We start from the raw sequence: 20,883 nt of genomic DNA, 5'->3' as shown, positions 1-20,883 counted from the left end.
TCGAGGCTGTCCGGCAGGGCGAGTGCCAGGAGTTCTCAGTCGAGGGCGATGTCTCCTGAGCGGGAAGGCACGGCGTCCAGGGCGGAGAGCCCCGTCGAGCGTGACCGCTCCCGCCGCCACGTTCTCCTCCAGGTGTCCGGGGTGGGCCGTGCCGGGGATCAGCAGGACGTCGGGGGAGACGCTGCGCAGGGGCGCGGAGGCCGGTTCGCTGCGCTCGGACGTCGATCCTGACGACGTCACGATGATGCTGCTCGGCGTCTTCCTCTCGACCACGGCGATCGACTCACCAAAAGAGGACCGGCCCGCTCCTCGATCTGCTGGTCGAGGCAGTGCGCCCGGCCCCGGGCCGAACGGTCACTGAAGCCCCTGGCACGGGCCGCTCGGCTCAGGGGCGGGCCGCGGGAGAGTCCTGCTCCAGGCGGGTCCGCAGTGTGGTGGTGAAGTCCTCGGCGCGGGCGAGCCGGACGCGGAGTTCGGCGACCTGTTCGCCGGCGGCCCGCTCGTAACCGCGGATGCGCTCCAGCAGCGCCTCCCGCTCCTCGACGCCGAGTTCCGTACCGGCGTCGAGGCGGTCGGTGGCGTCCAGCAGGTCACGCATCTGCTCGAGGGAGAAGCCGAGTGGCTTCATGCGGCGGATCACCATGAGCCGTTGCACGTCGTTGTCGGTGTAGAGGCGGAAGCCGCCCTGGGAGCGGGCGGAGGGGGTGACCAGCCCGGCCTCCTCGTAGTGCCGGATCGTGCGCAGGGACAGCTCCGTACGTGCGGCGACCTCGCCGATCTGCATGTGCTTGCCGTCCGCGCCCGTCATTCCGGTCCTTTCTGTGCCGCGGTGAGCCGCCTTCGCACGCCTCGCCGACCCCTACTCTAACGTTAGGGTAGAGTTGCGGATGGTGAGGGCGGCCTCGTCGCTGTCCTGCCGTTGCCGTGTCGGGGCCGATGGCGCCTCCGGCGAGAACGTGATGTCTGGCAGGAGACAAGTGTGCGCGAGCCCATGATGCCCAGCGCTGCCGCCTGCCCGCCGTGATGCCTCACCCCCGGATCTGACCCCGGCCGCGTTCTGGCAGGCCCTCGCCGGATCCCCCTTCGACTTCGGCTCCGTCTCCCACGGGCCGCCTGCGGGGTGCCGGCCGGCACCACCGTGTTCCTCCCGCACGCCCGCCGAGAAGGGTGTGCCCGAGCACGACAGGTACCTGTTTCGTTGTCCTCTTCTGTTTCCGTCCTGTCCCAGGCCGCGCGTCTGCGTGGCCTGAAGCCCGACTGGCTGCGCGATCCGAAGGTCTGGCGCACCGAGGTGCTGGCCGGCCTGGTGGTCGCGCTCGCGTTGATTCCCGAGGCGATCTCGTTCTCGATCATCGCCGGTGTCGACCCGACCATCGGCCTGTTCGCCTCCTTCACGATGGCCGTCGTCATCTCCGTCGTCGGCGGCCGGCGGGCGATGATCTCCGCGGCCACCGGCGCCGTCGCCCTCGTCATCGCTCCGCTCAATCGCGAACACGGCCTCGGTTACCTGATCGCCGCGGTCGTCCTCGCCGGCGTCTTCCAGATCGTCCTCGGCGCGCTGGGGGTGGCCAAGCTGATGCGGTTCGTGCCGCGCTCGGTCATGGTCGGCTTCGTCAACGCGCTCGCCGTCCTGATCTTCATGGCCCAGGTGCCGGAAATGCGGGATGTGCCCTGGGCGGTCTATCCCCTGATCACCGGCGGCCTGGCCCTGATGGTGTTCTTCCCGAAGGTCACCAGGGTGATCCCGGCGCCGCTGGTCTCCATCGTCATCCTGACCGTCATCACGGTCGCCGCCGGCATCGCGGTGCCCACCGTGGGCGACAAAGGCGCCCTGCCGTCCTCCCTGCCCGTCCCGGGCCTGCCCGACGTGCCGTTCACGATGGACACCCTGACCACCATCGCCCCCTACGCGCTGGCGATGGCGCTGGTCGGCCTGATGGAGTCGCTGATGACGGCCAAGCTGGTCGACGACATCACCGACACCCACTCCTCCAAGACCCGCGAGTCGATCGGCCAGGGCATCGCGAACATCGTCACCGGCTTCTTCGGCGGCATGGGCGGCTGCGCCATGATCGGCCAGACCATGATCAACGTGAAGGTCTCCGGAGCCCGCACCCGCCTGTCGACCTTCCTCGCCGGCGCCTTCCTGATGGTGCTGTGCATCGTCTTCGGCCCCGTCGTCTCCGACATTCCCATGGCCGCCCTGGTCGCCGTCATGATCATGGTGTCGTTCGCGACGTTCGACTGGCACTCCATCGCCCCGAAGACACTCCGGCGGATGCCCGCGGGGGAGATCACCGTCATGGTGGTCACCGTGGCCTGCGTCGTGGCCACCCACAACCTCGCCGTCGGTGTCGTCGCCGGCACGATCACCGCCATGGTCGTCTTCGCCAAGCGCGTCGCCCACCTCGCCGAGGTCACCGCCGTCACCGACCCCGACGGCACCACCGTGGTCTACCGGGTCACCGGCGAGCTGTTCTTCGCCTCGTCCAACGACCTCGTCGGCCGGTTCGACTACGCGGGCGACCCGGCGGAGGTCGTCATCGACCTGAGCTCGGCGCACATCTGGGACGCCTCCTCCGTCGCGGCCCTGGACGCCATCGAGACCAAGTACGCCCAGCGCGGCAAGGCCGTCGAGATCACCGGTCTCAACGGCCCGAGCGCCCGGCTCCACGGCAAGCTCAGCGGCGAACTGACCGCCGACCACTGACCGCGCACGGCCGGCGCCCCTCGCCAGGTGGGCGCCGGCCCCTCGGTCGTGGCTGTCGCCCGCTCACACCCCGGACGTGGGTGAACTTCCGCCGCCGGGCCGGGAAGCCGTACACCCGCGCGGCCAGAACCGGAACGGCCCGGTATCGCCGGTGCCGACCGGACGACCACATCCTGCCCTGCCGTGATCAGCACCCGCAGGGCGTCATCGTACGGACGGCGACCGAAGCGGAACGGACCGAACGCCGCGCAGCCGCGGGTCGGGCGGTGGGGTTGCTCGAAGGAGTGCCGGACCACGGGGCCGGCTGTCACGGGGTGCCGGCACCCCCGCTCGCCGCACTCGCATCCGGGCAGTGGCGTCTTCGGCCCCGGTGCGACGGCGGACCGTCCGAGGAAGTGGTCCTTCACCGGGCCGAACCGAAAGAACTGCGGAACGAGACGGCGACTGTCCACCGGCGTACCGGCCTTGTGCGACCGAATAATGGGAACGTTCGCTCGTCATGGACGGCACGGTCGTCGTGCGGGAGGCGCGGGCGATCGCACCTCTGCCGTGAACCACCGTCCACGGCAGACGAGTCGGAGCGACAGCCGACTGCGGGACCGATCACGATCGCGTGCGGTGAAGCCGCGCGACGGGGGTACCGGCTGGGTAACGCGTGACGGTACGGCTCAGGAGGGCGATGGTGGAATCGATGAGTCAGTTGCGACAGCTCAGAGCCGTGTATGCGGGCGGCGTGGGCGCCTGGACGCTCTGCCTGTTGCTGACCCTGGTCCAGGAGAACGGGTCGGCACGGCAGATCGTGGTGTTGCTGGGCCTGCTCGCCGCCTTCCTCGTCCTGCTGCTGTGGTCGACCTGGTGCCTCTGGGAAGCCGGGATGCGCCGTTCGCCGGACCGGACGGGAGGCACGGCGAACGCGCAGCTCGAGCAGTCCTGACGAGCAACGGCAGGTCCGGCGCGGGCCGTGGGACGGGGAGAGAAACGGCCTGGGCTCCGGGTCACCGGTACGTCCGAGTGCCATGAGCGTCCGGCAGCCATCGGGGCTTCCGGGCGGGCCGCGAGTCGGCGGGACAGCACCACCGACGGGTGGCCGGCGAACCGGACGATGACTTCGGCAGGCGTGACAGCGCGTCGGAGGCAGACCGGCCGCGCAGGCCACCGGCAGTCCGGCTGCTTCCCGGACAGTGGGTCCGACGGCAGTCGGACCACCGCTTCACCAGGGCCCCGGGGATCCGCGGCCGGTCGTACCGGCAGAAGGGGCACGACCGGTACGACACCCCCGGCTCACCCTCTCCCGTCGGCTGCTGACCGTGCGGGAACGCGTTCGCCCGGCGCTGGACGGCCGTCCACCCGGGCCCTCGCTGTCGTGAGTCCTTGCGCGGGCCAGGGACGTGGCCTCCGGGGAGTGCTGCCCGGTCGTCCACGTGGTCAGGAGGAACGGGCGTGCGGGCGCCGGGATGCCCGGCGCGCCTCCGTCGGTCGGTCCGTAGGAGCCGTACAGCCCGATCGCGCCCGAGACCGAGTCGTCGGTCGGCGCGATGACCGCGGCCAGGTGGGCGCCGGCCGACCCTCCGGCCACGGCCGGACGCGACGGACCGGCGCCGAGCCCGTCGCGTGGTCGCGCAGCCGGGCGATCGTCTGTTTCGCGTCCTCGAGCGAATCGGTGTACGGGGCCCGCAGCCGGTAGTCGGCGCTCGCGCGGACCCACCTCGCGCCCAGGACAGGCGACCGCGGGTGTCTCCCCCGCTTCTGACGGCTGACGCACCATCGCACGCGACACCGCCGCGAGAGAAGGGCCTCTCAGCCGATGCGAGCTCCCGCGCCGCCGACCCGGACGCGCGGGTCGCCCGCGCGCAGCGTCACCGTGAGCTCCCCGGGGCGGCCCAGGTCCTCGCCCTGGTACAGGGTGAGAACGGCGTCCTCGGGGACCAGGCCGAGCTCACGGGCGTACGCGCCGAACGCGGCGGCCGCGGCGCCGGTCGCCGGGTCCTCGACGACGCCGCCGACGGGGAACGGGTCACGGACGTGGAAGACGGTGGCCGACTCCCGCCACACCAGCTGGACCGTGGTCAGATCCAGTCGGTGCATCAGGGCTTCGAGGCGCGCGAAGTCGTACGCGAGATCCGCGAGGCGAGCGCGCGTCGACGCGGCGAGGACGAGGTGGCGGGCGCCGGCGAACGCGATCCGGGGCGGGAACGCCGGATCCAGGTCGGCGGCCGGCCAGTCGAGCGCGGCGAGCGCCTCCGTGAGGTCGGCGTCGGCGATCCCCTCGACGTGCGGTTCGACGCTGGTGAGCGTGGCCCTGACCGTCCCGTCCTCCTCGGTCACCTCCACCGGTACGGTGCCGGCGCGCGTCGCGAACACCAGTTCCCCGGGGCCGACGCGCTCCGCGAGCGCGACGGCGGTCGCGACGGTGGCGTGCCCGCAGAACGGCACCTCGGCCTTGGGGCTGAAGTACCGGATGCGGTACGCCCGCCCCTCCTGGCCGCCGAGCCCTTCCGGGGGCGCGGTCAGGAACGCGGACTCCGAGTAGCCCAGTTCGGCGGCGAGGGCCAGCATGTCCTCGTCGTCCAGAGCGGTGGCGTCCAGAACGACACCGGCGGGGTTTCCGCCGTCGGGACTGCTGGAGAAGGCGGTGTATCGCAGGACCTCGGGCCGCTGCGCATTCGTCGTCATGCCCGCGGCAACACGATGTGAGCCCGCGGCTATTCCCGGACGTGGGGAGACGGGGACGGCCGCTCGCGCAGAGCCCGTGCGACGGAGCAGACCGACGCGTGGCGGGGGAGGCGCGGCCCACGAGTGATCGGTTGCCTGCCGGCGGTGGCGGTGGATGCCATGTCCGGCATGGCGGATGTCCGTCCCCGGGTTCCTCTCGTCGTGGGCGAGGCAGTCCCGGACGTCCCCCACCGTGATGCCGTTTCCCGCGGCGACCTCCTCCGGGACCAGGAGCGAAGCCGATTCGAGCAGCTCGATGACGTCCACGACGTCGTTGTCGACCACCTGCCGGGTCGCGTCGTTCCTGCGCTCGGGGACCGGGTGGACGGTCCGGCCGGCCGAGCACGTGTTGCTGACAACGCCGTCCCATAAGCTCGTGCGTGGAAGCGTCGGATGTCAGGTGTACGACGTACATGGAGGAGGCGACAGTGCTCGGAAGGAGCGCACGGTTGCTCACGGGTGCCGTGATCGTGGCCTGCATGGTGCTCCTCGGTTCCAGTGCACCGGGGGGAGCCCCCTTCGCCAGGCCGCTGCCCGTCGACGCCGCCGAGGACGTCGTGCCGAACCGGGTCATGACGTGGAACATCTGCAACCCCTGCGAGACGAGCAACGTCGACCGGGCGGCGGAGATCGCCACGTACGCGCCCCAGGTCATCGGTCTGCAGGAAGCGTGCGTGCGGGACGTCGAGAGGATCCGGGACTATCTGCGGCGTCTCTACGGACTGGTCTACCACGTCGAGTACGGGACGGTTCTACGGAACTGGGGCCGTTGCGGGGGAGTGCCGTGGAGTCCGGGAGCCTACGGCCAGGCGATCCTCTCGGCGGCACCGATGACGGACCGCGTCAACGTGGAGTACCCCGACGGAGGATCCGAGGACCGCGGGTACATGGCAGTCACCACCCTGGTGGGCGGCCGGTCCGTACGGGTCTTCAACACGCACCTCGCCCAACGACGTCAGGAAGCGGTAAGGGCGGACCAGGCCGGCGTACTCGCCGCGGTCATCGCCCGGCACGACCGCGCAATCGTTCTCGGAGACTTCAACGCCGTGCCGGACGCTCCCGAACTGACCCGGATCTGGGCACTGGCCGAGGACACGGCCCCCCAGTGCCGTCCCTCGCCCGTCGGCACCTGCGAACCGACCACCGACTGGCACAGCAAGTTCGACTACGTCTTCCTGCGAGGCCTCACCCCGCTCGAACACCGCGTGGAACCCACCCCGTACTCGGACCACCACATGCTGCACACCGACGTGGCCCCGCCCCAGTAGGTTTCCGCCGCCGTCGGCGTCTTACTTCCGCCGGATCCTGACATGTCTGTGTGGGTGCCCCCGCCTTCAAGCGGGGGCACCCACACAGACATGTCGGTTTCTCCTGCGTCAGGTCGCTTCGACCGCCGGGCTGTTATGCGTGGGCGTGTCCACGACGATGGCCGCGCCCGTGTCCGCGGCCGGTGAACAGCCGGTACAGCGCCAGCAGAATGACGGATCCGGCGATGGCCGCGATCCAGGTGGACAGCTCGAAGAAGCCGTCGATCGAGTCGACCCCGAAGACCACCTTGCCGAGGAACCCTCCGAGGAGCCCTCCGGCGATACCGATGAGCATGGTGATGATGATTCCGCCCGGGTCCTTGCCCGGCATGAGCGCCTTGGCAATGGCTCCGGCGAGCAGGCCGATGACTATCCACGCGATGATGCCCATTACAGACCCTCCTTGCTGTCGGTTCGTCGTACGTGTGTCCCCGGATCGGCTTTCCTAACTAACCCGTGCGCAGTCGGCATGAGGGAGCTCATGTTGATGTCCCGTTGGTGGTACAGCGCCGCTTCATGCCGTCGGCGCGACTCGTTCGAATTGAGCCCAGCATCCCCAACATCCGCTGGAAAAGGGCGTTCTCACACTTCTCCGAGGGGCACAGGGGCCGCCGGTTCGCCGTCGCTCGATGGGCGGGCGGCAGTCGTCGAGGAGACGGGAACTCACATGCGTCGCAGGGGGACGAAGGCCGCCGCGATCACGGTCGCCGCGGTCACGGGGGTGCTCTGACGAGGCGTGGGGACGACAGCGAGCCGTCGGGTGCGAAGGACGGCGCGTCGTCGAACGCGAGCAGGAGCGACGGGGGCCAGGAACAGAGCACGGCGGCGGTGCGAACGGCCCACGACAAGACGGCCGAAGCCGAGCCGGCTCGGATGACCATCAGGATGAGGCTCGCCGCGGAGGGCGAGACGGTCACGCCGCACGGCAATGGCGCTCCGGAAACCGGTCCTCACCGCTCGGCTTCCTGACCCTCCCCCCCCTGCGCGGCATCCGTGGTCGCGCAGGGCGTACGGAGCCCTTTCGAGCAGCTGCCACCTGCCTGGCCGGGGAAGTGTCCGGGCAGGTGGCCTCGTCGGCTCAGCGCATCCGCCCCGGGGCACCGGGCGACGGCGTTCGGCGGCCGCGAACGCCCGGTGGTCCTTCCTTTGGCGCCCAGGGTTTCCTCATCGGCGCATGCGCCGGTCGATCCTTTCTCGTACCTGGTGCCACAGTTGCGGATGAAGGCCGGGGTTCATTCCCTCGGCGGCGAACACGCCGTCAGCGCTGCAGGGTCAGCAGACCCGGACGGTAGGGCAGGAGGCCGTAGTCACCGCCGGAGTTGGGGCTGCGTCCCTGGTAGAGCAACTGCAGATGGCAGGGATCGACGGTCATGGTCTGATCGGGGCTGGTGCGGATCAGTTCGCCGTGGCTGATGTCGTTGGTCCAGGTGGCGCCACTGTTGGCCTTGCCGGCGAAGGGGTTGCTTTCGGTCGCGGCCTGGGGTGTCCAGGAGCCGTTCAGACTGGTGGCCGTGAACGAGCGGAAGTAACGGCCCTGCGCGCCGATCGCCTCGACGATCATGAGGTAGCGGTTCTGGCCCTGCAGCTTGTAGACCTGCGGGGCTTCGAACAGGTTGTTCGTCGTATCGCTCATGATCACTGTCGAGGTCGAGCCGAAGCTGCCCGGGAAGTTCCCGATCGGCATGGAGGCCCGGTAGATCTTGCCGTTGTCACCGGCGAAGAACAGGTACATGTTCGTGCCGTCCCCGATGAGGGTCTGGTCGATGGGCCCCGTTCCGGAGCCGGAGATGCTTCCGGAGAAGAGCACCTGCTCGGATGACCAGCCATTCGGGTTGGTGGGGTCGCTCGACGTCCGGTAGGAGAAGGCGGTCCCGCCCCACTGGTAGGCGAGCACCCAGATGTTCTTCGGCGCGAAGTAGAAGAGCGTGGGTGCGACGGTCGAGTTGGACATCGTGTTCTGGCCGGCCGAGGCCATCTCCGACCAGTTGGTGAACAGGCCGAAGTTCATCGAACCCCACCTCGTCCCCGTGTCGTGCGTGGTGGCGTAGACGAGTTGTCTGCCGTTGTAGGGGGCGACGGTGAAGTCCTTGAGCGAGACCCACCCCTGCTTGGGCTGCGCCAGCGCGCCCGTCGACGTCCAGCGGTAGGCCGACGGGAGATCGCACGAGCCGGGGGTGTCGGCGCCGACCTTGACGAGCTGCCACTGCTGGTTGGTGCCGCCCCAGTCGTCGTACTGCACGATGTTCGCGTTGTCGGCGGTGGAGCCGCCCTGTACTTCGAGGGCCTTGTTGCTGTGGCGCGAGACGAGCCGCACGTAGCCGTCCGAGCTGTCGGCCAGCCGCCACTGCTGGTTGGTGCCGTTCAGGTCGGCCCACTGGACGATCGAGCCGCCGTTCGCGGTGGACCAGTTGTGGACGTCCAGCACCTTGCCCGAGTGACGGGACTTGATGCGGTAGTAGCCGTCTCCGGAATCGACGAACTGCCACTGCTGCTGGTTCTGATCGTTCCTGGCCCACTGGGTGATGCGGGCGCCGTCGTCGGTCGCCATGTTGTAGACGTCCAGGGCCTTGCCGCTGTTGCGGTTGACCAGCACATACGAGGCGTTGGGGTCTACGGTCGCCGCAGCGGCGGGCTGGGCGCCGAGGAAGGCGGCCACGAGCAGCAAGGGCGCAAGGACGGCGAGTAAGCGTCTTGGACGGACCGGGGGCAGGTGGCGAAACCACATCAGAGGGCCTCCTTTGAGGGGTGGGGGAGGGGTGAGGTGACCCCGATGAGCCGCGGAGCGGACGTGCCGCGGGGGCGGAGACGACCTCGAAAGTTTCGAAGAATTCCCGGATGCCTTGACGCCACAAGCTAGGAATGTGGGGCCCTCCGGTCAAGGCCTGTCGCCGATCTGTCCACAAACGGCGCCTCCCCTTCGGACTTGGCGAGCTGTCGCGCCGGCCGGAGAAGCCCGGAGTCGCGATACCGCTCGCCAGTTCAAGATGTCTGCGCGGAGGGGCGAAGTCGAGCAAGCGGCTTCCGTGCACTCGTCCCGGCCCCGGCTCTACGGCATCCGCCGACAGTGGTGCCGGGGTACCGGCCGGCTCACCGGGATTCCGGAAAGTTTCGAGCAGGTAATCGAAACTTCTTCTGTGAGGAGTATTGACGATCCCCCGTCAATACCTCAATCATCTCTGTCTGGGAAACCGGCCACGGTTCGAAATGCCGAACCGCGGCAGCCTTGAGCAATCTGTGCCGCATGGCGGATCCGCGCACGGCCGCACAACGGATCCGCACCGAAGCACCTGCGCCACCCCGTTTCGTTCCGGTGAGGTTCGCACCAGCGCATCCTGGCTCTTCACGCGGTTGGAGAGGTGCGTGATGCCGCGTGGCGGTCCCCCGGCTGAGCCGCGATGGAGTACCCCCATGTCCGTGTCGAAGCACCGCCCGCTGCCCGCCGTACGTCACCCGACGGCCGACCGGGTGCCGTCCGTGCCGGCTGAGATCGTCCCGGACCCATGACCGCGGTGTCCGGTGATTCCGTGCTGCCCGGGTTCCGGCCCGCCCCGTCCGTCTGCCGAGCGGGAGCGGACGACGCGTTCCCCCGCGCTTCAGTCCTTTCGTGATGTCCACCTTGGAGGCACAGTCATGGGCTCGTACGCCCTTCCCAGACCCGTTGTCCGCCGGAAGATCCGCGGCCTGCTGTTGGCACTGGTCGCCGGCGTCCTCGGTACGGTCACCGCACTGGTCGCGCCGCCGACCGCACACGCCGCCGAGAGCACGCTCGGCGCCGCGGCGGCGCAGAGCGGCCGCTACTTCGGGACCGCCATCGCCTCGGGCAAACTGGGCGACTCGACGTACACGACGATCGCGAACCGTGAGTTCAACTCGGTGACGGCCGAGAACGAGATGAAGATCGACGCCACCGAACCGCAGCGGGGCCAGTTCAACTTCACCGCCGCCGACCGCGTCTACAACTGGGCGGTGCAGAACGGCAAGCAGGTGCGCGGCCACACCCTGGCCTGGCACTCCCAGCAGCCCGGCTGGATGCAGAACCTCAGCGGCAGCGCGCTGCGCCAGGCGATGATCGACCACATCAACGGCGTGATGAACCACTACAAGGGCAAGATCGCGCAGTGGGACGTCGTGAACGAGGCGTTCGCCGACGGAAGTTCGGGAGCCCGGCGCGACTCCAACCTGCAGCGCACCGGCAACGACTGGATCGAGGTCGCCTTCCGCGCCGCGCGCGCCGCCGACCCGTCCGCCAAGCTCTGCTACAACGACTACAACGTCGAGAACTGGACCTGGGCCAAGACCCAGGCCATGTACAACATGGTGCGGGACTTCAAGCAGCGCGGCGTGCCGATCGACTGCGTCGGCTTCCAGGCGCACTTCAACAGCGGCAGCCCCTACAACAGCAACTTCCGCACCACCCTGCAGAACTTCGCCGCCCTCGGCGTCGACGTGGCCGTCACCGAACTCGACATCCAGGGCGCCTCGCCCACGACCTACGCCAACGTGGTCAACGACTGCCTGGCCGTCCCGCGCTGCCTCGGCATCACCGTCTGGGGCGTGCGCGACAGCGACTCCTGGCGAGCGGGGGACACTCCGCTGCTGTTCAACAACGACGGCAGCAAGAAGTCCGCTTACACCGCCGTCCTCAACGCGCTCAACGGCGGCACCACCACGCCCCCTCCGACCGGCGGACAGATCAAGGGCGTCGGCTCGGGCCGCTGCCTGGACGTGCCCAACGCCGGCACCACCGACGGCACCCAGCTCCAGCTCTGGGACTGCCACAGCAACACCAACCAGCAGTGGACGTACACCGACGCCGGTGAGCTCAGGGTCTACGGCGACAAGTGCCTGGACGCCGCCGGCACCGGCAACGGCGCCAAGGTCCAGATCTACAGCTGCTGGGGCGGCGACAACCAGAAGTGGCGCCTCAACTCCGACGGATCCATCGTCGGCGTCCAGTCCGGCCTCTGCCTCGACGCCGCCGGGAGCGGCACCGCCAACGGCACCCTGATCCAGCTCTACTCCTGCTCGAACGGCAACAACCAACGCTGGACCCGCACCTGACAGAACCTGCCACGAACGAAAGGGTGAATCGATGAAGACCTGAGGTGCGGCTTCCCCGCCCCTCCACGAAGACATCGCCGGTGGTCCCGGGTCGCCGCCCCCACGGCGGCGACCCTCGCGATCGGCATGCCCGCCGTGGCGAACCCGGCGCCCGCCGAAGGGGATTCGCCGTTCGGCCCGTGGTCGGCCCGGGGCGAATCCCCTTGGCGTCCGCACAGTGGCGCAAGGTGTCGGGTCGATCGCGTAGCGGGTTTATTGCGCCGGGTTGCCTGGCGTGCCCCGATGACAACCGTCCTGGAGGAGCGCGGCGGCCTTCTTCTCCAAGGGCTGCAGGATGTGTTCCCGGAGCAGAAACCGATCAACAGGACCTTCATCAGCACCTGGCAGGACGAGCGGGCCGTGGATGCCGGCAAGGCGGCACGCCTCGCCGAAAACGCTCCGTGAACGCTCTCGTTGCCGACCGCGGTCAAGCTCGCGTTCGGCAGCCCCGTGCCGACCGCCCAGCCCTGCTCGGACTGCGTCATCGAGTCGAGCTGTCGGCCTCGGACAGCCGAGCTGCCACGGACACGAATCCGGCAGGGAAGTCCGTCGGCCCGGCGAGCCGACGAGTGCTCCACGGCATGTCGTATCCCTCCCGCGTTCGAGGGGCGTATGTGGCGCCTCGACATCAGTTCGGCGCCACATACGCCCCTCGGCGGCGATGACGCGGTTCCGCGTCATGGGAAGCCGTCAGGGGAACAGCCGGTCATCCACCGTCACTTCGAGAGGAAATCGCGCAACGCGGTGTTGACCTCGTCGGCGTGGGTCCAGAGCAGACCGTGCGGCGCTCCCTCGACCTCGACATAGTCGGCCTCGGGGAGCGCCTTGTGGAATCGGCGCCCGGTGGCGTCGATCGGGAGGATGTTGTCCTTTGTTCCGTGCAGGATCAGTGCGGGCTTGCCGCTCGCGCGGACCGCCTCGACGTCGGCGCGGAAGTCCTCGATCCATGCCGGTACCACAGCGTACGCAGCCACTGGAGCGCTGCGGATCGCGACGTTCCAGCTACCGGTCACGACCTCCTCGCTGATACGGGTGCCAAGGTTCTCGTCGAGGTTGTAGAAGTCCGCGTAGAACTGCCTGTACCAGGCGTACCGATCCGCCTTTGCGGTCGCGGCGATGCCGTCGAAGACCTCCTGCGGCACCCCGTCGGGGTTGTCGTCGCGGGCGACGAGAAACGGCTCGAGCGAGGCGAGGAAGGCGAGCTTCGCGACACGCTCATGACCGTAGCGGCTCACGTAGCGGGCGAGTTCCCCGGTGCCCATCGAGAAGCCGACAAGGACGACATCCTGAAGGTCGAGGGTCTCAAGGACCGTGTTCAGGTCAGCGGCGAAGGTGTCGTAGTCGTAACCGGAGTTCACCTTCGACGACTGGCCGAAGCCACGACGGTCATAGGTGATGACCCGGTAGCCCTGGGCCAACAACTCGCGCGTCTGACGTTCCCAGCTGTGTCCGTTGAGCGGGTAGCCGTGGATCAGGACGACCGGCTGCCCGGAACCCTGATCCTCGTAGTAGAGCTCGACCGGCGTACTGTTCTCCGTGCCGACGGTGATGTAACCCATGATTTCTTTCCCTTCTGGCCGACGAAACGAACGTCGGCCCATATCTGTGTGTGAGAACTTTGCGTTATCGGAGGCGGGTCAGGGGATTCGCCGTTCCGCCTCCGGTTGGCTCCTGTGCTGAGCCGCCCCGCGGCGGAATCACAGCTTGATCCACGTTGTCTACGACTGTGACCCGGCCACCATCGCCGGGGTCGGGGTCGGGCATGATCGATTCCGGGTCGACGAGGTGGACCTCGTGACCGTCCAGCGTCAGTCGGCGCGCGACCTCCAGCAGCATGCGCCGTGCCACGTCGTCGATCGAATGGACCCTTGTCAGGTCCAGAGCCACCCTGACGCCCGAAGGTGAAATGTTCATGGCTTCCCGCACAACTCTCTCGGCTCCGGCAAAGCCGATGCCACCTTGCAGTTGCAGGATCCGGAGCGCGTTCGGTCCGCTGCCAACGACATGGTGGGACCGCACGACGGCACGCGCGGCGGCGGGGACCTCCATCACATGCAGACCCATGTCCGAAGAGAATCGTTCGAACAGCGACACCCCGCGAACGCTGTTCCCGTGAGCATCCAGTCGTGGTGAGAACGTGGCAATGCCGATCTGTCCGGGGAGCGCGCCGATCAGGCCTCCGGCCACTCCGCTCTTTGCCGGAATACCGACCTGGGTCGCCCAGTCACCAGCGGCGTCGTACATTCCACAGCTGAACATGACGCTCAGCACCTGACGCACCACCGGTTCCGGCACCACCTGCTCACCCGAGAGGGGATTCATCCCTCGGTTGGCCAACGTCGCGGCCATCATGGCCAGATCTCGCGTGGTGACGAGCACGGAACACTGGCGGGTGTAGCCGTCGACGACGGCCCTTGCGTCCTTGGTGAGGATGTTGTGACTGCGGAGCATGTGGGCAATGGCGAGGTTGCGGTGCGCGTGCTCCATCTCTGACACGCATACCGCCTCATCCACCTTCAACCGGCGGCCGGCGAACGCCGAGAGGCCGTGGAGCACGCGTTCCACACGCTCTGTCGGATTCAGGTCCTTCGCGCCGACCAGCGAATGAACAGTGATCGCGCCGGCGTTGATCATGGGATTGAGGGGGCGCCCGGTATCGCTTTCGAGTGAGATCTGGTTGAACGCCTCCCCGGACGGCTCGACACCGACTTTGGCGAGCACAGGGTCGAATCCGCGATCAGACAGGGCCAGTGCATATACGAACGGCTTGGAGATCGATTGGATGGTGAACTCGATATCGATGTCACCGGCACCGTAGACCTCTCCGTCACTCATGGCGAAGGCCGCGCCGAGGCGCTCGGGGTCCGCTGCCGCGAGCTCGGGGATGTATCCCGCCGTCTCCCCGGACGTGTCCGACTCCACATCTCCCAGTACCTCGGCCAGATAGTCGGGAATGATGGGCCGCATTCGTCCTCCATGCGTAGGTGCAATCTCCGTGCTATGACATCAGCGCCGCATCCGCCGTGGTGCGAGGCCGTTCCCGGCGACACTTCACCGCAGCACATTGGCGATGCATCAGGGAGATGGCCTCACACTTCGCCGAGCGCGGCGCGCGTGATCACTCCTATGTCGTCAGGTATCGGCTGGCGGAACATGCCACCGTTCGCGACAAAATCGTCGCCATGCACCCGCAGGTGGCGAGCGAACATCGGGCACAAGGGCACGACGGTGACATTTTCGCGAATGCTGTCCGTGAGCGCCTTGCTCACCAGCAGCGCAACCAGATCACGTCCACCGAACTCCTGGCACACCTCGGTATGAAAGAATACTCGTTCTTCGCTTGCACCAGGTATGACGACGAAGTCGGCCGTGCCGACGGGTGTTTCGTCGGCGCGAACAATGGTGTAAGAGCTGATCGGGTGGGAAAGACCGAGCTTGACCATCACGGTTGCACCGGTGCTGCCGGTCAATCCTTGAGTCATCTGATTGCCTTCTCTCCAGAGGGCGTCACGGCGTGGCCACAGTTCCCCGGTCCGGCCGAGGCGCTCCTGGTCTTCTGTTACGAGTGCTCAAGAAGTCTTGCCGGAGCAGGGGCGGAGGTAAGCACGTGAAGCCGGTCGGCGTCGACATTGGCTCCGAAGGCAGGAGTTCCGGGCTCGAGCCGGACGCCCGCTGCGAGGTCGCCGATGGTGAGGGGGTCGAACCCGAGCGTGTCGATCAGCGCAGACACGACGTCCAGATCCTCGGGCGAGTCACCGGCGATCGCGATCGCCTTGCGCCCGAGACCGCCTGCTGGACGAGCCCCGTCCTCGAGGTCGTGGTAGCCCATGTGATTGAGGGCTTTCACCACACGGGCGCCCGTCAGGAACCGCTGAACGGCTTCGCTCGAAGAGGCGTCGGGCGGGAGGATCGCGTCGCGGGGGCCATCGACCTCCCACCAGTGGTTCATCGCGTCGATGACCAGCTTTCCCTCCAGCCTCGGGACCGGGAGGTCGCGGTGTCTGCCGAGCGGGAGAGCCAGGACCACCACGTCGGCGGCATCCGCGGCCTGGGCCGGCCACACGGCGGTCGCTCCGGGGGTGAGGATTCTGGTGGTCAGCGCGATCTTGGAGGGATCGCCGGACCCGGAGATCAGGACCCGATAGCCGGAGGCGACCGCCAGGCGCGCCAGGACGGTGCCGACTTTTCCGGCTCCCAGGATCCCGATAGTGGTAACGGGGGTGGTCATCGCGCCGCTCCCACCGTGGCCGCGGGCTGCTCGGCCAGGAGCTCGCGGACCCGAGGGATGACTTGGGTGCCGTACAGCTCGACCGAACGCAGCCGTGCGGAGGCCGAGACGGTGCCGGCGGCGGAGTAGATCATGTCGAACCGGCCCGCGTCCAGTGCCCGGACAGCATGAGCGATCTTGGCCGCGACCGTCTCGACCGAGCCGACGTACAGCGACCCGTGGTTCACCTCGGCGTCGAATTCTTCCCGGCGGAGCGGCGGCCAGCCGCGCTGCGCCCCGATCCGGTCGCGGATCTCCTTGTACCCGGGGTGGAAGAGCTCCTTGGCCTCTTCGTCCGTGGAGGCGACGAAGCCGGGCGAGTGCATCCCGATCGGCTGTGCGGTCGTGCCGAACTCCTGGCCGGCACGCCGGTACAGATCCACGTAGGGAGCGAACCGGTCAGGGGCGCCACCGATGATGGCGAGCATGAGCCCGAAGCCGTACTGAGCGGTGCGGAGCACGGACTGCGGTGTCCCGCCAACCCCTACCCAGGTGCTGAGGCGTCCCGAATCCGTCTTCGGGTACACCTCTGCATTCTGCAGGGCGGCACGCGTGGTGCCCTCCCAGGTGACCGGCTTCTCGTCCAGGAGCCGGTGGAAGAGGTCGATCTTCTCCTCGAACAACACCTCGTAGTCCTTCAGGTCGTACCCGAACAGGGGGAACGACTCGGTGAAGGAACCGCGGCCGAGGATCACCTCGGCGCGGCCGTTGGAGAGCGCGTCGACCGTGGCGAACCGCTGGAACACCCGCACCGGGTCGTCCGAGGACAACACCGTCACGCCCGAGGCGAGCCGGATGCGCTTCGTGGCTGTCGCGATGCCCGCCAGTACTGTCTCAGGGCTGGAGATCGCGTACTCGGGCCGGTGGTGCTCGCCCAACGCGACCACGTCGATACCGACCTCGTCGGCAAGGACCGCCTCGGTCACCGCGGCGCGGATCGCCTGCGCGTGCGAGACGATCACGCCTCGGTCGTTTCGGGGCCGGTCTCCAAAGCTGTCGATACCGAACTCGATTTGCGAAACATCCATCGTGTTCACGTCGCTCAACGCTTTCGTTGTGTCGGGTGTGGCGGTGCGTGCTTCGTGACGAGCGGGCGGGACCTCCGTCCCGGGCGACCTGCGTGAGTTCCCCGCCGGCCAGGTCCCGCGCCCACACCACCTCCGCCGATCTAGTTGATATGTGAACCATGACACCTCTGTGGTTTATATGTCAACTAGATCGTGTCGCGGTGGATGCGGCCCCGCACGTCGCCGGTCAGGATGGGTCTGGCGTGTCGTTGGCGGCTGCGCGGTGGGCGCGGATGGAGCCGTTGGCGCCCGATCGGACGCCGCGTCGAGTTCCCGGGTGCCATCGATGGCCCAGTTCCTCGGCCTCGTTCAGCCGTATGAGTGACGCCTTGGAGCCGGTCGTCCTCACGTACGCCACCGCCCTCGAAGTGCCGGCGATCACCGGTACCCCGATCGTCACGCTGGACGCGGCCGTCTGCCCCGCCCCGGAGCCGGACCCGACGACAGCGCACGGTTGGCGGACTCGGAGCTTTTGCGGGATCTCCCCTGAGGCACTCAGGTCCGGGGAGAACCGGGGCCGCTCGTCACCGAGGCGGCGGCGCGGCACGGGCTCACCCGCGTGGCACCCGAACCGCTGCTGGTCCGCTTGCCCGGACAGGGCCTGCCTGACGAAACGACCCCTGGCGCACTGCGGGTCCGGGCAGTCGGCGCCGATGAACCGGGCGTGCGGGCTGGGACGTTGGTGAAGGAGTCAGAAGCGCCGTACGGGATGTTCCGCGCCTTCGCCGGTCCGTCGCTGACGAAGGCCGGCGGATGCGCGGCCTGCCTTGCGGAGTTGGACGGCGAGCCGGTCGGCACCGGCATGGCGGCGGTGACGGGGAACGTGACTGGTCTCTTCGAGATCGCGACGCTTCCGCGCCATTGCCGGAACGGCTACGGGCGTATATTCACGACGGAACTGGTCCGCTCGGGATTCGCCGCGGGCGCCGGCACCGCCTACCTGTACGCGGGCTCGATGGGGGAGCCGCTCCAGGCCTCCGCGGGTTTCCGTGCCGAGGAGCACTTGACGGTGCTCACGACTCCGTCCGGCCGATCGTTCAAGAACCCACCCCGACATGACGAGAGGAGTGTGACGACCATCATGACCACGATCTCCACCGCGCTGGACCGTTACATGGGGCTGTCCGACCGGGCGGTCCATGACGAAGCGGCTCTGGACGAAGCGCTGGCGCTCTTCGCGGCGGACGCGACCGTCGAGATCGGCCCGGAGCCGGCGCACGGCAGTGCGGCCATCGCCGCCTTCTACCGTGCCCACTTCGCCGCCCACGCCGAGATGAAGCACTTCTGGAACACCACGGTCCTTGATGACGGCACCCTCAGGGCCGAGTGGGTCTGCGCGGCACGCAAGACGGACGGCAGTCTCATCACCGTCGCCGGGGTGGAACACGCCACGCTCGACGCTCAAGGGCTCATCAGTCGTCTCCGCAACGAGTTCACCCGCCTCCCCGGCTGAGCCGGCCCGGTCGTCATGGCTCCAGGCCGACTCCGCGTCGGCGGTGGACACGGTCACTCCGGTGAGCATGTGGACCAGGGTGTCCAGGGCCGGTGGAGCAGTGCGCGGTCTTCCGGGCCGATCAGCCGTCGGCATGCGGACAGTCGAGGGTGGTCCTCCTGACGGTTGATCGTTGGATCATCCGGCGGTCCGGGGCGGAATGCGCAGGCTGATGATCTCTCCCGGTCCCGGATCGGGGCCGGGACCGTGCGTTGCGGAGGCTGTGCTGCGTAGCGAGATGCCCGGACGGCGACGATCGCAGTGGCGTATGGGCGTCACCGCCGGTCATCGATGAGGCATCTGGAGACGGTCGGGGTGTTGGGGCCGGAGAAGAGCCGGACGTTCCATCACGTCGCCCGGATGGTGAAGCGCGGTCTGGTGGTGCGGAACAAGTGTCCCGAAGGCGGCCGTGGCGCGTTCGTGGGCTGTTACCCGGACCGCCTCCGGGGTCTGTGGCAGGGCGTGGAAGGCATGGGGGCTCTGTTTGCCGATGGAGATCCTGCGGGGTGGGGAGCCGTGGGTCTGGTTGCTCACGTCGGGCCTCCTTCGGGCCGTGCTCGGAGTGGCCCGCGTCCGTGCGGATGCTGTGGCCGTCGGCCTGCCGCTGTGGCATCCTAGTTGACCTGACAACCAAATTGTGTGGGAGGTGCTCTCGGTGAGCAATGCGGAAACCGATGCCGCGGCGCTGCGCTGCGGCGCGCTCGTCGAAGGCGGCCGGCCGGCCGGAGCGCCCCGGGTCGATGTCCTGTCGGCGCGCGAGGTCCCCCTCGGCGGTCCACGCGCGATGCGCGTGCGGCGGACGCTGCCCCAGCGGGCGCGCACACTCATCGGCGCCTGGTGCTTCGCCGACCACTACGGCCCGCACCAGGTCGCCGTCTCGGGGGGCATGAACATGCCCCCGCATCCACACACCGGACTGCAGACGGTGAGCTGGCTGTTCAGCGGAGAGATCGAACATCGCGACACCCTCGGCACCCGCTCCCTGATCCGGCCCGGCGAGATGAACCTCATGACCGGCGGACACGGCATCGCCCACTCGGAGGTTTCCACCCCGGACACCACCGTCCTCCACGGCGTCCAGTTGTGGGTCGCGCTGCCTGAGGGACACCGCAACACCGCCCGGGACTTCCAGCACTACGTGCCCGAACCCGCGCAGGTCGACGGGGCCGAGATCAGGGTCTTCCTGGGCTCGCTCGTCGGCAGGGCCTCCCCGGTCGGGACCTTCACGCCGCTGCTCGGCGCCGAGATCGTCGTCGAACCGCACGTGACGCTCACTCTCGCCGTGGACGCGGCTTTCGAGCACGGCCTCCTCGTGGACAGCGGGGACATCCGCCTGATCGACACGGTGCTGCGGCCTGCCGAACTCGGCTACGTCCCTCGCGGCGCGGACACCCTGACGATGGTGAACGAGACCGACGCCCCGGCGCGGGCCGTCCTCCTCGGAGGACCTCCCTTCGGGGAGGAGATCGTCATGTGGTGGAACTTCATAGGCCGCAGCCACGAGGACATCGTGAAGGCCCGCGAGGACTGGGAGGCCTCCTCCGGCCGTTTCGGCGTCATCGAGGACTTTCCCGGCGGCCGCCTTCCCGCACCCGCCCTGCCGAACGCCGTTATCACACCGCGCCGGAACCCACCGACCCACTGACCTCCCTTACGAAAGGCACACCATGAGCGAGTCCTCCACCACCACGGTCGTCGAGCGTGCGGACGCCGATCGCCGGTACGAGATCCTGGTCGACGGCCGACGTGCCGGTCTGACCGCCTACCGTGACCTGGGCGTGCAGCGTGTCTTCTTCCACACCGAGGTCGACGAGGCCTTCGCCGGCCAAGGGCTGGGCCCGCAGCTGGTCCAGCAGGCACTCGTCGACGTGCGCGCATCCGGAATGCGGATCGTCCCGGTCTGCCCCTACGTCGCCAAGTTCCTCAAGCGGCACGACGAGTTCGCGGACATCACCGACCCGGTCACACCTGATGTCCGGCGGTGGCTGAGGGCACAGCTCGGCTGAGTTCGCCAGCGGTGCTCCGCCACACGTCACGAACGCACCGTGTGCGGAGAAGCCGACTCCACCCACCTGTGGACCGCCACACGATCAGGCTGCCGCGGTCATGTTCATCGGCTGGTCCCTTGGCCTGGTCGGGGCGCATCGTTGCCACGGGATCGGTCCGTCGTGGTCCATCCGGAAGCCGATGGCGTCCGGGAGCGCGCATTCGCCCGGAGCCCGTGGCTC

Annotated in this window: 16 protein-coding genes and 1 pseudogene; 8 read left to right on the top strand and 9 right to left on the bottom strand. The window is 68.5% G+C overall.

Annotation, left to right across the window (positions count from 1 at the left end; all coding sequences use genetic code 11):
- Positions 1–385: 385 nt before the first annotated feature.
- Complete coding sequence (locus ACFXAE_RS13010; protein ID WP_384712478.1) at positions 386–808, bottom strand: MerR family transcriptional regulator; 423 nt, start codon at positions 806–808, stop codon at positions 386–388.
- A gap of 411 nt (positions 809–1,219) precedes the next feature.
- On the opposite strand from ACFXAE_RS13010, the gene ACFXAE_RS13005 reads away from it, so the two are divergent.
- Positions 1,220–2,710: a SulP family inorganic anion transporter gene (locus tag ACFXAE_RS13005; protein WP_384712614.1), complete on the top strand. Its 1,491-nt coding sequence runs from the start codon at positions 1,220–1,222 to the stop codon at positions 2,708–2,710.
- Between the two features lie 691 nt (positions 2,711–3,401).
- The gene (locus tag ACFXAE_RS13000; RefSeq protein ID WP_384712475.1) at positions 3,402–3,644 is read left to right on the top strand and encodes a hypothetical protein; all 243 of its coding nucleotides are present in this window, start codon (positions 3,402–3,404) and stop codon (positions 3,642–3,644) included.
- Positions 3,645–4,507: 863 nt separating this feature from the next.
- Here ACFXAE_RS13000 and ACFXAE_RS12995 read toward each other — a convergent pair.
- The gene (locus tag ACFXAE_RS12995) at positions 4,508–5,383 is read right to left on the bottom strand and encodes a PhzF family phenazine biosynthesis protein (protein ID WP_384712472.1); all 876 of its coding nucleotides are present in this window, start codon (positions 5,381–5,383) and stop codon (positions 4,508–4,510) included.
- Positions 5,384–5,835: 452 nt separating this feature from the next.
- Between ACFXAE_RS12995 and ACFXAE_RS12990 the strand changes: the two genes are divergently transcribed.
- Positions 5,836–6,690 (top strand): endonuclease/exonuclease/phosphatase family protein, encoded by an 855-nt coding sequence (locus tag ACFXAE_RS12990; protein ID WP_384712469.1) that lies wholly within the window; start codon positions 5,836–5,838, stop codon positions 6,688–6,690.
- 133 nt (positions 6,691–6,823) lie between these two features.
- Here the strand turns inward: ACFXAE_RS12990 and ACFXAE_RS12985 are convergent, their stop codons facing one another.
- Together ACFXAE_RS12985 and ACFXAE_RS12980 are read right to left on the bottom strand one after the other, a co-directional pair.
- Positions 6,824–7,120 (bottom strand): GlsB/YeaQ/YmgE family stress response membrane protein, encoded by a 297-nt coding sequence (locus tag ACFXAE_RS12985; protein ID WP_384712466.1) that lies wholly within the window; start codon positions 7,118–7,120, stop codon positions 6,824–6,826.
- 867 nt (positions 7,121–7,987) lie between these two features.
- Positions 7,988–9,454, bottom strand: a complete 1,467-nt coding sequence (locus tag ACFXAE_RS12980) for a non-reducing end alpha-L-arabinofuranosidase family hydrolase (protein ID WP_384712463.1) — start codon at positions 9,452–9,454, stop codon at positions 7,988–7,990.
- A gap of 905 nt (positions 9,455–10,359) precedes the next feature.
- On the opposite strand from ACFXAE_RS12980, the gene ACFXAE_RS12975 reads away from it, so the two are divergent.
- Positions 10,360–11,790: an endo-1,4-beta-xylanase gene (locus ACFXAE_RS12975; protein WP_384712461.1), complete on the top strand. Its 1,431-nt coding sequence runs from the start codon at positions 10,360–10,362 to the stop codon at positions 11,788–11,790.
- Positions 11,791–12,072: 282 nt separating this feature from the next.
- A pseudogene (locus ACFXAE_RS12970) lies at positions 12,073–12,207 on the top strand (hydrolase); the annotation flags it as partial.
- A 338-nt stretch (positions 12,208–12,545) separates the two neighbouring features.
- On the opposite strand, the gene ACFXAE_RS12965 reads toward ACFXAE_RS12970, so the two are convergent.
- The 5 genes from ACFXAE_RS12965 to ACFXAE_RS12945 form a co-directional block, all read right to left on the bottom strand.
- Complete coding sequence (locus ACFXAE_RS12965; RefSeq protein ID WP_384712458.1) at positions 12,546–13,388, bottom strand: alpha/beta fold hydrolase; 843 nt, start codon at positions 13,386–13,388, stop codon at positions 12,546–12,548.
- A 64-nt stretch (positions 13,389–13,452) separates the two neighbouring features.
- Complete coding sequence (locus tag ACFXAE_RS12960; protein WP_384712455.1) at positions 13,453–14,796, bottom strand: glutaminase; 1,344 nt, start codon at positions 14,794–14,796, stop codon at positions 13,453–13,455.
- A 122-nt stretch (positions 14,797–14,918) separates the two neighbouring features.
- Positions 14,919–15,311 (bottom strand): GNAT family N-acetyltransferase, encoded by a 393-nt coding sequence (locus ACFXAE_RS12955; protein ID WP_384712452.1) that lies wholly within the window; start codon positions 15,309–15,311, stop codon positions 14,919–14,921.
- Positions 15,312–15,388: 77 nt separating this feature from the next.
- Positions 15,389–16,057: an NADPH-dependent F420 reductase gene (locus ACFXAE_RS12950; RefSeq protein ID WP_384712449.1), complete on the bottom strand. Its 669-nt coding sequence runs from the start codon at positions 16,055–16,057 to the stop codon at positions 15,389–15,391.
- On the bottom strand, positions 16,054–17,124 hold the full coding sequence (locus ACFXAE_RS12945) for an LLM class flavin-dependent oxidoreductase (protein ID WP_384712447.1): 1,071 nt from the start codon (positions 17,122–17,124) through the stop codon (positions 16,054–16,056). Before ACFXAE_RS12945 ends, ACFXAE_RS12950 begins: the two co-directional genes overlap by 4 nt.
- Before the next feature lie 721 nt (positions 17,125–17,845).
- On the opposite strand from ACFXAE_RS12945, the gene ACFXAE_RS12940 reads away from it, so the two are divergent.
- The 3 genes from ACFXAE_RS12940 to ACFXAE_RS12930 all read left to right on the top strand — a co-directional run bounded on the left by ACFXAE_RS12940 (position 17,846) and on the right by ACFXAE_RS12930 (position 20,661).
- A complete protein-coding gene (locus ACFXAE_RS12940; RefSeq protein ID WP_384712444.1) occupies positions 17,846–18,616 on the top strand; it encodes a GNAT family N-acetyltransferase in 771 nt (256 codons plus the stop codon).
- 694 nt (positions 18,617–19,310) lie between these two features.
- The gene (locus tag ACFXAE_RS12935) at positions 19,311–20,300 is read left to right on the top strand and encodes a pirin family protein (RefSeq protein WP_384712441.1); all 990 of its coding nucleotides are present in this window, start codon (positions 19,311–19,313) and stop codon (positions 20,298–20,300) included.
- A 22-nt stretch (positions 20,301–20,322) separates the two neighbouring features.
- A complete protein-coding gene (locus ACFXAE_RS12930; RefSeq protein ID WP_384712438.1) occupies positions 20,323–20,661 on the top strand; it encodes a GNAT family N-acetyltransferase in 339 nt (112 codons plus the stop codon).
- The last annotated feature ends 222 nt before the right edge of the window (positions 20,662–20,883 follow it).

This window comes from Streptomyces sp. NPDC059454, assembly GCF_042749965.1.
In the GTDB taxonomy this organism is placed as follows: Bacteria; Actinomycetota; Actinomycetes; order Streptomycetales; family Streptomycetaceae; genus Streptomyces.
This window is presented reverse-complemented; position numbering and strand designations above follow the sequence as displayed.